The organism is Colwellia piezophila ATCC BAA-637, from assembly GCF_000378625.1.
GTDB lineage: Bacteria > Pseudomonadota > Gammaproteobacteria > Enterobacterales > Alteromonadaceae > Colwellia > Colwellia piezophila.
The window spans coordinates 139499-151785 of sequence record NZ_KB905160.1 but is presented as its reverse complement, the minus strand read 5'-3'; the positions used below and the strand labels follow the sequence as shown (position 1 = coordinate 151785).

The window sequence follows — 12287 nt, the reverse complement described above, 5'->3', positions numbered from 1 at the left end:
AAAAGGCGTTAGCTATTGGCTGTTCTTTAGGTCAACTGATCGCTAATATCTACATTATGTAACTATACTGTCTATTACTCCTTTCTGGAGAACATAGGACGTATTTATGACTGCAGAGATCAAACGACATGCTGTAAAAATTGGGGATGCAGAAATATCATATTTGGAAGCTGGTTCAAAAGATAACCCAATCGCTTTATTCTTACATGGTATCCCTGCCAGTGCGGAGCTTTGGAGAAGTGTGATGATCGAAGTTAGCGAGAAAGGATGGCATTGTATCGCTCCTGATCTACCTGGTTATGGCAAAACTCGACTTCCGACTAAAGGAAATTACTCTCTTTTGGGAGCCGCTCTTTTGTTACAAGAATGGCTCATACAAAAGAAATATAAAAATGTTTGGTTGATAGGTCATGATATTGGAGGTGGAGTGGCGCAAATACTTATGACCCTCGATGAGCAATTATTTAGTCATGTTACGCTTAGCAATTGTATTACTGCTAGTTCTTGGCCTGTATTAAGTGTCAGGTTAATGATCTGGATGGCAAAATTTAGATTGTTCAGGACATCTGTTAAGTTAGGCTTATTCCCAAACTCATATGCTAATTGGGAATTACGTCGGGCTGTTTTTAACTCAGCATGCCTTACTCCTGCAACAGTATCTCGTATATTTTGGGATAGTAAAATCACAGATAAACAGGGGCAACTTGCTTTTCAAAATATGCTCGCTTCGCTAGATCCAAAACACACAATTAATAATATGATTCAATTACGAAATGTAAATTTGCCAGTCCATTTGGTTTGGGGGTTAGATGATCCAAATCAGCAATGGAAAGGCCCTGGATTATTGTTGAGTAAAATATTTCCGTCAGCAAAAATCACAAAACTTCCTAATGTTGGCCACTTTTTACAACTTGAATCTACGCAAAGTTATGTCAGTGCTATTCTTCAAAATGATATGGATAAGTGAATAGTTTCTCCCTCACCTCAATATGAAGTGGTCAAGTAAAATTGGCCACGGATTTGTAGCTAAGCCAGTACTTTCGTTCTACTGAGTTTATATCATCTATGAAATTTTCAGCTGTACTATGATTAGCTATGCCTACTTTTATTGAAGCTTTAATTAGTGATGATTTAAGAGATTTAGCAGTCATTTGACCAGAGTTAAAATACTGTTTTGCGCCATAAGTACCATCATCAGGTAGAGTAATTAAAACACTTTTAGTTGGATCAATATGAAGTGAACAATCTTAACTTTTTTGCTGAGGATAAGTGAGTTGAGATAATTCTGATCTAATTCTTGAGTTTAAACTTTCTTTCCATATCGGAGCCTTTTTATGGATAGATGAATCACTTTGCTTTAGGTTTCTGCTATTACATATAATAGTATCTAGCCCTCTAGGCGTATAAAATACAGCAACTTGAAGGTAGTGGCTACGAACCTTGTAACTAACATAAATAGCATCAGGGGTTTCAAACTCTAAAAACCATTGTCCTTTAAATGTTTTAACTGCAAAATTAGGATTAGATGTTGAGATGCCAATCGATTTGAGTATTGCAGAACGTTTTTCATCATTACCTAAATCTTCATTTGTTCTAAGTGAGGTCTCAAAAAATGTTGATGCATTTGTAGTACAATCAGTAAGTACCGAACTTGGTATCGTAGCCGATAAAGTTTTCATATCAGAATCTGAACTAACTGTAGTACAACCTGTGATAAAGGTTATTAACAAAATCAAAGGAAATAAGGTTGCTTTGTGAGACATATTCGATTGCACCAAGTTATTACTGATAGTCAGAAATTAAAAGATCAGCATATGTTAAGAAAAGTTGAAAACTATACAACAATACATTTGCTATTTAAGTCACGATAACAAAATCATAATAATTCCACCTCAACATCCCCTTAATAATAAGGAGACTAGAGGGTTGAATTCGTTTATAAAATTATAGCTCTACTGATTCACTTCCACCACAAGCAGATAACATAAGTGCTAAAATAGTAATACTAATAATTTTGTTCATAACGCCCTTTGAGTATGCAAATAAAAATAAACTTCAATATGTTTACATATTATTCGAAAACAACACCAAAAGCTGTTACAGCTTTGTAACATTCACCCTATCTAAGCGGTCATTAAAACTAACTACTAAAAGTAGTTTGCATTTAACTCTATGATAAAAATGAAAATCAGGGTAAAGCAAGATGCTTTACAGTTACCATTAATATAGGACTACAAGACACTAAACTTTAACTATTATGTAAACATGCAGAAATAGGGCTATTCCTTACGGCTCATGGGTAATTCCTACCATTTTAGATTTAATGAACACTGGGTTATTCATAAGAAAAAAGCCCTCTACAGCCCTTTATTATCAAAGGGTACATAGGGCTAAATCCATTCATTTATTCAAATTACTCGGGAACTACTTCGTCAGGATAATATTCCGTTATTACCACAAAGAGACGCTAGTTTTTGAGTTCCTAACGTCAACTGTTACCACTTTGCGGAAGTAAGGGGTTGATAATTTTGACTGAAAATTCTTTAGTTTTTTGATCTACAGCGGACATAGCTGAACAACTAGACTATGTTAACGGCTTCCTGATAGCAGACGTTCCCTCATAGATAAAAACATGAGTCTTTTGATAATGACTTCTGTCAATGAGTCGTTAAACCTGAATGTGAACTAAGACAGCACAGCGTTCGTTCATCATCTAATTATTAATGATCACTTAGTGCGCTTTATAGTCTTCTAATAGCGAATAACGGTGTGATGGTAGAGTCGAAATATCTTTTCCTACAACTCGCTTAGATACGACAGAGGACGGCTCACTTATTTGTATTAGTGACTTATCCTTGCCATTAGATGACTTTATTACAAAAGTTTTATCGAATTTAGCTATTTTGAGCATATTGTTAGCTTGATTAGCTTGATTAGCTTGATTTGGTAAGATTAAGGAAACACTTCCTTTTAAGTTTGTAACGTATTCTTGCAGAAGCAGCAGCATACCCAATCCCGAAACATCAATATGAACGGTATCGTTCAAATCCACTACAAACTCTGCTCCAATACTTTTTGCTGTTTGGAAAAAATTATTAAAATTATAAAAATCATCGAAAGTTAGTTTTTCAATTACCTTAATATTAAAAGTAAAATCAGTAAAGCTTGTATGTAAACTCATGATAAAAAATCCATTTGTTGCTTCTGATATATACATATCAACTAAAAATTCCGATAATATATATTGTATAGAAAAGCTTGGATTAAACTGTAACAGTTGTGTTGCTTATTGTTATTAACTGCAATATAACTGGAGATTAAATTTATTTTAGTAAGCTGATTACCGACTTGAGCCGTCCTTTTTAGACGTTTTTTTATTACCTAAAGTCGTCTATGTGGCATCAGTTAGCGTTCTTAGATGAACGCCCACTGGCAGCCTAATGTCCTTGCAGCAGTCAGAGATATTGTTCTCGTTCTATAACTGTATTTTGATTTTTTGATCTTGATATTAGTCTCAAAACCAATTTTTGGAACGTCTGCTATGCCAATGTTTATCAAGTTAGCTGCCTACATGCTTAAGTCAACTAACTGGAGTTAAGTTGACCTCGAACAACACTCACAATTTTGAAATATCACTTCTTCTTCGCTCACTTTTTGACGTTATCTTTTGGGGTGGGCAAAGCTACCAGTGTTCATTGTTCACTGTTCTAAGGTCACAAGCTACCACAAAGAAGTCTTTAGCTACGGTAAATTTTGAAGGAGTTTATTGGTCACTGTTGATCCTAAAGCGGACTGTTCACCTATTCGTACTTATGATTTTTCAGTACACATTGTGTTATCAAGAAGGAATTAATCTCAACATCCGCAACAGCCTAAAAAAAATTCAATATAATTTTAAATTTTACACCTGATTTTTGTATTTTTAACTTATCCCGACTCAATAAGCAGCACAAACGTGTCAAATCCAAGCATAATTTAGTCAACACCATCTCATAATTCGTAGTTTTGTCGCTATCTGTGTAATCTGAATAACCTCAATTGGGCGTAATATTTTGGTTTAAATTATTGCTATACCGCCATGTGAGAGATTAAAGTGTTTACAGGCAATGCGCTAACGGCATAATTAAATACGCTTTAATAGGGAACTCTCGGTGGTAATTCACTGGGATATCAAGAAAAGGAAGCATAACATTGATTAAGAAAGACACGCCCGACAGCCAACTTATAAGCCATGATATTAGCAATTATCTAGTCAAGGCTATTTCACATGCACAGCTTTTAACGGAGAGTAATCCAAAATTAGCGGGTGAAATAAATATCACTGCTTTAGTGAAAAACTTAGAGCAGGCACTTTTACTAACAGAAAAATCATCACTAAGTTGTCCCCTTACAGGTATTAATGGTGGTAAAAATGGACAAGCCCAGCTTGATAAAAAAAATTATAGACAAGATGATCTAGATAACATTTTCAATTTAACAACTCACATGGTTTGCATTGCCTCACCAGAGGGTTATTTTCTGAAAATTAGTCCTGCATTTACAGAAACACTCGGATTTTCTGAACAAGAACTTCTTGCTCAACCTTTTGTTGAATTTGTTCATCCGGATGAAAGAGAATCGACTTTTAATAACATGGAGCCTCTTTCAAGGGGATTACCAATTATACGATTCCAAAACCGTTATGTATGCAAAGATGGCTCTTATAAATGGCTAGAATGGACCGCTCGTTGCTTTGTCAACGGAGGAGACATATATGCAACGGCATATGAAATTACCGCTCGCAAAATAGCAGAAGATGAATTATCAAAATTGATGATTCTTCAAAAAAGCGTAGGCATGCAATTCATGATAGACCACTCTAATCTACACACTAACATCAGCTTTATAACCAAGGTTACAAATCTCGTACTTGCTAACATGGCTGATAGTAACTTTGACGTAAACGCTCTGGCAGAATATGTATTCATGAGCCGCTCAACATTACAGCGAAAAATAAAAATAGAATGTGGAGTCAGTGCAGCACTATTTATTCGTAAAGCGAGGCTGGCAAAGGCGCATGACTTTATTAAAAACAAAGTCCATAACACGTTAACGGAAACTGCATGTGCCGTAGGCTTTAAGCACATAGGTCATTTTTCAAAATTATATAAAAAATATCTCCTGACGATAAAAAACAATAATCCCGTATAATTTTCACATCGAACCATAGAAATAATCTCCTAGATTTAAAAAATGATATAAAATGGTCGCTGTTATCTATGGGAAGGATGTAGGTGCTAAAAATCAGCTATATCAGCTATAGATGTAACAATTACTTTTTAATAATTTATTTGCTCAACATCTACCGTTAACACACTATAATTTTTCTTTTTAACTGCTCCAGAATCACAAAAATAGCACAGACATTCCAAAGACAACCATAATTCAGTCAACTTCCCTATAAAGTTTGTAGATTTTTTAATATCAGTATAAAGTTTTTTCATTATTTTAAATTGATATTAACACCTCCCTTAAAGCTGCTTAATTAAGTTCTATGAGCAGCTTTCCTTTTATTTGTTCGTAAAGAACATATTTAAAGAATAATACAACATAAAATGACATTTCTAATGTGTTTATTAATAACTTAAATTAAAAGAGCTCACAAAAAAATGAAGCACGTATTAAGTTTTGGTTACATTACATTACTTTCTGATAACATAGCTGAAGTAGTGGTTAATCCTAATATTATCATAAGCCTAGAAATGGTTGAAGAATTTGATTATTGTTTAAAATGTCATTTCAACAAAAATTTCGGTTTACTAATCAATAAAATTAACAAGTATACTTATACTTTTGAAGCGCAATTAACCATCGCTTCATTATCTGGCATTAAGGCGATAGCTGTTGTTACTTATAATCAATATTGCGAACAGGTGACCAATGCATTGGTCAATACACGTAAAATAGATAATTTGAATTTAAGGCAATTTTCTGGTTTAGAATTAGAATTAGAATTAGGATTTCAGTCAGCAGTTACTTGGTTAGAACAAGAGTTGTCATAAAGTGGCACTAACACTGAATAACCGTTTTGTAGCTGACCTATAGCTGTGTACTGTGGTAACTTTGAGGGTTCATCGAAAGCAAAGCGGAAATCATCAAGATAATAAGCGCACAATATTCGTATGAAATAGGTACATGATCTGAACACCCTGATTATAGGTTTATTCAGACTGAAAAGACTATATAGCGCACAGAACAGCCATTACTTAATAAATAACATTGCTTCTTTCAACATTGATATATTTACGCACTTACCATACCTATCGTAAGTAATATTTCCATTACTATGACCTAATATCTGAGCAGTGAATTGACTTGCTACTCCACCTTACTTTAATTCAGTAGCAACCGTATGCCTCAGTGAATGAAAATCAACAATAGCCTTTTCCCCTTTAACACCTGATTTAAAAGGATTGTTCCGACTAAACCAACGACTTCCTGCATGGCTATAAGAGCCCCTCATAGGCTTCCATTCGTGGAATAAGCGTTCTTTAGCACATTGTCCAGCCCAATCTAAAAGACCTAACTCGATAAGCCGAGGTGTATTGGTATAGAACGTTTGGCATTATCTGTTTTAAGAATATCACCACGGATATGGATAGCCTCAGATGTTATATCTTCTGGTTTCAACTGACAGATTTCATTCATTCGAGCACCCGTATAACGCCCAATGAGAATCAACCAGTACTTTATGCTTTTATTACCGTACTTATTGGCAAAGCTGTATAACTCAGCTAATTGGTCAATGGTATAGGCATTACGTTTACTGGCTTGTGATATTTTCTTTTCAATGACTTTTAGACCATCAAAGGGATTGATAATTACTTCTACATTGTTAGCGATAACCCACCTAAAGAAAGAATTGAAGTATTTAAGGTAACGATTGAACGTCGGTATTGTTTTGATTTTTAACAGTGATTGCTTAACCGCAATAGCTGCTTCTTTATTGAGATTTTTTTAGGTAAGAACTTAAGGGGATTTTCAATACGGGTATATTCCCGCAGCGACCACCTATGACCATGTTCATCTAGGTAGGCTTTGATTAGTACACCAAACTTAGGGGAGGAAGCAACCGCAGCAGACGATTGTGGCTTTGATGCTTCAGCATCACAAGACACCTTGGTGGGAGATTTATCGACCACCTCACTCACTGTGCCGAATAGCAAATGAGCAAGCTGTTTAAAGGCTTCTTTTTTACAACGGGTACGTAAAGACTTCCAATAGCTGTTATTACGATAGTAATAAATGCCATTACGGATGTATAAATGAGGGATATTTGCTGACTGCATTGTAGCACCTATTGTAGCAACTAAGCTTATTTAGGTGTAAGTCATTGATTTATAAAAGATTGGTGGCAACCCAATCAGCCACACCTCGGCACATGAGTCGTCTGCTGCGGTTGCTTCCTTCCGGACCTGGCCGAGTTCACAGAGTATCATTGCGAGGGGACCGAAAGGGTCACCATAGAGGCTTCAAAAGAATTAACTCTTAAAGCGGCGCGAATTATCGCTAATCGTGCCGCCAGATGCAAGTACAAGTTTGCAAAAAGCTACTGGTTGATTGTTTTTTACGCTAACTACTAAGATTAATTGCTACTATTTACTTTTTTCACCAGTTTTTCATTAATGTCTAATAACACGGACTTAATAATCAATAGGTTTTCTTTACCTATTCGTAGCAGAAGCTTGTCACTATCATCTAAGGCCTCTAATTTAGCATCGTGGTATTTATACATGACACTAGTGCGCGTTACATCCATTGGGGATTTAGGCAGTTCCATATCTAACACTCTGGTAATGGCATCTTGCAGTGTATAAGTAAAATCATCTTCATAGCCTAATTCACTATAGGCTTCATCTATTAATGGTTTCATTTCAACATATTGATTAACTAACGTAGTGCTATCAACAGAGCGTAATAAATCGACATATAGGTCAAAACGTTTACTTGTTTCACTATCCCATTGCCAAACATTTGGCTCACTTGTGTTTAACTGCTCATCAATAGAAAACTTCTCTTTAGGCTGAATAAAAGGACTGTGCTCATAAGCAAGTAAGCCTTGTGCAAAGTTATCAGTAAAAACGACAAAACGGCGAATCATATCTTCGGTGATTAACAATGAAAGCAATTCTTTTCGCCATGTTAACTCAGGGAGCTTCTCTTGCAGCCAACTATCACTTTCATCTAATGCGGGTAATACAATTGCTTTAGGTGACTCTATAACGTCCTCTGGCGCGGTAACTTCGCTGTTTTCAACAGGAAGAAGTGCGATTTCTGTATTTAAGGCATCATCATTTCCTTCCGCAACATCTAAAACAACGGCAGTAGCTTCAACCACAGGCTCTTGTTGTAGAATTTCATTGGTGTCTTCTGTCCCCCTGAGAAACTGCCACGATGCAGCGGCTACGAGAATAAAAGCAACAATGAATATAATGAGAGGTCCAGAATTCTTATCATTTTCGCCCTGCTCTACTTGCTGTGTTGGTTCTGAGTTTTCCATGGCTATCCCAATTATGTGGTTAATTTCTTCGTCGCTATTATTGCAACGTGTTTTGCCTATGGATGCAACCATCCATAGACATTTTATTGTTTCATTTCATTTTTTTGTGTGTTTTATCGGTTTTCAAATACAGCTCAATCAAAATAGCATTTAACTTTAGTAGCTGTATTTAATACACCCATATAGAAATCACTTGAGCTGAACTCACTTACTGGGCATCAGGTTGATTTTCAGGTAAGGCCTTTATAAAAGCCGGCAACTTATTACAATTATCTACGACTTGGTTGATTAATGGATAAGCAATCATCTCAACGTTAAAGCGATGAGCATTATACACTTGTGCCACTAAACAAATATCAGCAACAGTTACCGTGTCGGCAAAACAAAACTGCCCTGCACTCAACGATAATTTCTGCTCAACCGCCTTGAAGCCAATGGTCATCCAATGTTCAACCCAGGCTTGTTTCGCTTGATCACTGACTTGTAATGATTTAGCTAAATACTGTTGAACCCTTAAATTATTTAAGGGATGCACCTCACAGGCGATGTCTAATGCTAGCGCCTTTACTTTAGCCCTGCTTTGTAACTCTTTTGGGTACAAGGCATGTTCAACATGGACTTGGTCTAGGTAATCAATAATAGCTAAGGATTGATTTAAGGAGAAATCGCCATCTACCAACGTCGGCACTAAATGATTAGGATTAAGCTCACTATAGTCGCGACTATGTTGTTCCCCTCCATTTTTAACAAGGTGTACTGAGATCGATTCAAAGGGAATATTTTTTAAATGAAGAGCAATGCGCACACGATACGCGGCCGTAGAGCGCCAATAGCCATAAAGTTTCATACTGTTCCTTAATAGGATTTTTATCGGTAAAAAAAAATGCTAATTACCTGACTAAGTTAACTCTTATAGTTATCTTCAGTGTAGATAATTAGCATTTAATTAGTATTTATTTAACGCTGAATTTAAAAGCGGCTTACCGCTAAAAGCTACTGCGCTTTATATTCAACAACCTTTTGGTCAATAGCACCAAAAATACTTGCGCCTTCTTTATCAAACATTTCAATGCGAACCGTATCACCAAAACTCATAAACGGTGTACTTGCTTTCCCATCGGCAATGATCTCTAACATACGGATTTCAGCTAAACAGCTTGAGCCTGCAGAGCGATCATAGTTTGAAATAGTACCTGAGCCAATAACACAGCCTGCTGATAATGGGCGAGTTTTAGCCGCATGAGCAACAATCGTCGGAAAATCAAAGGTCATATCAACGCCACAGTTAGGCTGACCAAATAATTTTTCATTTAAATGAGTTGTTAGCGGTAAATGCAATTTCTTGCCATCCCACGCGTCACCTAACTCATCGGGTGTAACGGCTACGGGTGAGAATGCGCTTGAAGGCTTAGAGGCAAAAAACCCAAAACCTTTGGCTAATTCTCCCGGTATCAGGTTACGTAATGACACATCGTTTACTAACATTAATAACTTAATATGACTTGCGGCTTGCTCTGCGGATGTACCCATTGGGATATCATCCGTGATCACTGCAACTTCTGACTCGAAATCAATACCAAACTCTTCACTGGCAATCAAAATATCGTCACGTGGGCCAATAAATGCGTCTGAGCCACCTTGGTACATTAAAGGTTCAGTCCAGAATGATGCTGGCATCTCAGCATTTCTTGCCTTGCGTACTAATTCAACATGGTTAACATATGCACTACCATCAGCCCATTGATAAGCACGAGGTAAAGGTGATTCACACTCTGCTTGTTCAAAGGTTAAAGTGTCGGTGAGCTCATTATTATTGAGCGCTTGATAAACTTCTGCTAATTTAGGTGAAATATCAGTCCAATTGTCGAGAGCTGCTTGTAACGTTTCTGCGATATCACTTACCAAGACAGCTTTATCAAGAGCGCGGTTAACAACAACGAGTTGACCATCGCGGGTATTATTTTTCAGTGTAGCTAATTTCATTGTTAAACCTTTTAATTAAAACGGGTATATTTATCGATACTTTAAGAAGATGAAAGTATGGTACGAATTTTTTCGCTGACAACCAAGCAATAGCGCCAGCTTAGCTGAAACAGTACGGAATAATTTCTTTACGGTTACTATTACACTGTCGTTAGCAGTCAAAACTCACTGATTAAATTATATTTTCACCGTTTTTTTATTAATATCATATTCACGTAACTTATTGGCAATTGCCGTATGGCTTAGGCCAAGCTTTTTAGCTAATTGTCTAGTACTTGGATATGCAGGATATAGTTTACGTAATAAGTCGGCTTCAAATTTTTTCACTGCCGCATCTAATGTTCCCTCGAACTCCTGCTCTAAATAACCATGTTCCCGAGTATAAGCAGGTAATTGTAGATGACTGGTCTCTATTTCATCACCTTCAAGTAATGAGACCGCACGGGTTAGCACATTCTCTAATTGACGAATATTGCCTGGCCAAGGATAGTGTTCGATAAAATCACGACAGTCATCACTTATTTTAACGTGGCTACGACCAATCTGCTGGACTGAACTAACAATAAAGAATTCTGCCAACGGTAAAATATCACTGCGGCGCTCTCTCAAGGCGGGGAGTGTCAGGCCAAAGACATTTAATCGATAATACAGATCTTCTCTAAACGACCCCAATGACACTAGGTTAAGCAAGTCTTTGTTGGTAGAACTAATAATACGAACATTTACCGTGACTTCTTGTTCAGAGTCAACACGCCTAAAGCTACCATGCTGAATGACACGTAATAATTTACTTTGTAATTTAGGCGACATTTCACCGATTTCATCTAAAAAGACAGTGCCCCCATCAGCTAATTCAAAGAGGCCACGTTTACTTCGCTCTTGTTCTTTTTCGCCAGAACCAAATAATTCTGATTCAGCCACATCATCAGGTAGGGCAGCACAATTTAAGGTCATAAAAGGATGCTCTGCACGTTCACTAGCACTATGACAAGCTCGCGCAAGTAGCTCTTTTCCTGTTCCGGTTTCACCCAGAATTAAAATAGAGGAGTCAAGTGATGACATACGTTTAGCTTCACGGATCACTTTTCTCATAGCACTTGAAGTTGCCTGTATACCTGAGAAAGTATTTTCATTGGGCTGTTTAAAGGCATTCATTTGCTGGCCTAAGCGAGCTTCTGACTTTAAAATTAATACCGCACCGGCAAGCACTTTACTTTCGTCTTCACCAGAAACATGGATGGGCATAATATCAGCGACGAAGTCTTCACCTTGGAATTTTAAACGTCGGGTTTGTGCTAGCACATCATTAGCATCTAACCAACGATTAAAGTTAAAACCTTTCAACCACAAACTAATATGTTGACCAATGAGAGTCGACTCATCATCGCCGATAATATTCGACGCAATAGTGTTAACAATGCGAACATTGCCTTTTCTATCTATTGATATAAAAGGATCTGGAAAAGTTTTAATTAAAGTAGCAAGTTCGTTTCTTTCTCGCTCGGACGGCATGTAAGGAGCCGTTTTAACATCACCGACACCTTCAGTTAACCTTAATTGCGGCATAAAGGTTTGTAAATCTGAAAAATCTAAATCAGGGATATTAATAAAAATACGCCCTGGCTGCATTAGCTCAATACCACGTACATTGATGCCATGTTCAACAAAAATACCTAAAACTTTCTGCCCCATACCAACACGGTCATGACAAGTAATTTCCAAACGCATTTAACTAGCCCTTAATCAAGAATATAATTCTATAATT

General features: G+C 36.7%; 11 protein-coding genes and 1 other RNA gene. 3 read left to right on the top strand and 9 right to left on the bottom strand.

Going from position 1 to position 12287, the window contains the following annotated elements; genetic code table 11:
• Nucleotides 1-106 precede the first annotated feature (106 nt).
• Nucleotides 107-967: an alpha/beta fold hydrolase gene (locus F580_RS0100730; RefSeq protein ID WP_019025777.1), complete on the top strand. Its 861-nt coding sequence runs from the start codon at nt 107-109 to the stop codon at nt 965-967.
• A 280-nt stretch (nt 968-1247) separates the two neighbouring features.
• Here the strand turns inward: F580_RS0100730 and F580_RS0100725 are convergent, their stop codons facing one another.
• Both F580_RS0100725 and F580_RS25280 read right to left on the bottom strand, forming a co-directional pair.
• Complete coding sequence (locus F580_RS0100725; RefSeq protein WP_019025776.1) at nt 1248-1763, bottom strand: hypothetical protein; 516 nt, start codon at nt 1761-1763, stop codon at nt 1248-1250.
• Between the two features lie 968 nt (nt 1764-2731).
• Complete coding sequence (locus tag F580_RS25280) at nt 2732-3217, bottom strand: STAS domain-containing protein (RefSeq protein ID WP_051092033.1); 486 nt, start codon at nt 3215-3217, stop codon at nt 2732-2734.
• A 974-nt stretch (nt 3218-4191) separates the two neighbouring features.
• On the opposite strand from F580_RS25280, the gene F580_RS0100715 reads away from it, so the two are divergent.
• Both F580_RS0100715 and F580_RS0100710 read left to right on the top strand, forming a co-directional pair.
• Complete coding sequence (locus F580_RS0100715) at nt 4192-5190, top strand: PAS domain S-box protein (RefSeq protein ID WP_019025774.1); 999 nt, start codon at nt 4192-4194, stop codon at nt 5188-5190.
• Nucleotides 5191-5648: 458 nt separating this feature from the next.
• Nucleotides 5649-6041 (top strand): hypothetical protein, encoded by a 393-nt coding sequence (locus F580_RS0100710; RefSeq protein ID WP_019025773.1) that lies wholly within the window; start codon nt 5649-5651, stop codon nt 6039-6041.
• A 520-nt stretch (nt 6042-6561) separates the two neighbouring features.
• On the opposite strand, the gene F580_RS27070 is transcribed toward F580_RS0100710, so the two are convergent.
• The 7 genes from F580_RS27070 to tyrR form a co-directional block, all read right to left on the bottom strand.
• Complete coding sequence (locus F580_RS27070) at nt 6562-6687, bottom strand: site-specific integrase (protein WP_281167203.1); 126 nt, start codon at nt 6685-6687, stop codon at nt 6562-6564.
• Nucleotides 6688-6947: 260 nt separating this feature from the next.
• A complete protein-coding gene (locus F580_RS0100705) occupies nt 6948-7328 on the bottom strand; it encodes a hypothetical protein (RefSeq protein WP_019025772.1) in 381 nt (126 codons plus the stop codon).
• A gap of 69 nt (nt 7329-7397) precedes the next feature.
• An RNA gene (gene ffs / locus F580_RS25800) (signal recognition particle sRNA small type) lies at nt 7398-7494 on the bottom strand.
• A gap of 130 nt (nt 7495-7624) precedes the next feature.
• Nucleotides 7625-8539, bottom strand: a complete 915-nt coding sequence (locus F580_RS0100700) for a DUF3014 domain-containing protein (protein ID WP_019025771.1) — start codon at nt 8537-8539, stop codon at nt 7625-7627.
• Between the two features lie 208 nt (nt 8540-8747).
• A complete protein-coding gene (gene maiA, locus F580_RS0100695; protein ID WP_019025770.1) occupies nt 8748-9386 on the bottom strand; it encodes a maleylacetoacetate isomerase in 639 nt (212 codons plus the stop codon).
• Between the two features lie 146 nt (nt 9387-9532).
• Nucleotides 9533-10522: a fumarylacetoacetate hydrolase family protein gene (locus tag F580_RS0100690; RefSeq protein ID WP_019025769.1), complete on the bottom strand. Its 990-nt coding sequence runs from the start codon at nt 10520-10522 to the stop codon at nt 9533-9535.
• 177 nt (nt 10523-10699) lie between these two features.
• Complete coding sequence (tyrR, locus tag F580_RS0100685) at nt 10700-12250, bottom strand: transcriptional regulator TyrR (protein ID WP_019025768.1); 1551 nt, start codon at nt 12248-12250, stop codon at nt 10700-10702.
• Nucleotides 12251-12287 lie beyond the last annotated feature (37 nt).